Origin of the sequence: Pseudoalteromonas sp. SR41-1, from assembly GCF_014164015.1 — a bacterium.
In the GTDB taxonomy this organism is placed as follows: domain Bacteria; phylum Pseudomonadota; class Gammaproteobacteria; order Enterobacterales; family Alteromonadaceae; genus Pseudoalteromonas; species Pseudoalteromonas distincta.
Genome location: NZ_JACJEK010000070.1, coordinates 1 through 212 on the forward strand (window position 1 = coordinate 1; position 212 = coordinate 212).

The 212-nt window shown below is 45.3% G+C and carries 1 rRNA gene; it reads left to right on the forward strand.

Annotated elements, in window-relative coordinates:
- Positions 1-93 precede the first annotated feature (93 nt).
- Positions 94-208 (forward strand): 5S ribosomal RNA (gene rrf, locus H5118_RS20975).
- The last annotated feature ends 4 nt before the right edge of the window (positions 209-212 follow it).

Sequence of the window (212 nt, forward strand, 5' to 3'; positions counted from 1 at the left end):
TGACTCTTAGCGCGTAGCGTTAAAGTTGAGGCACCTTGCGCAAAGAAAATGGTAGCACTACGTGCTTGTCATTGATTCTTTGCACCTAATTTGCTTGGTGACAATAGCGTTTTGGACCCACCTGATTCCATGCCGAACTCAGTAGTGAAACGAAACAGCGCCGATGATAGTGTAGCATTTGCTATGTGAAAGTAGGACATTACCAGGCTTCA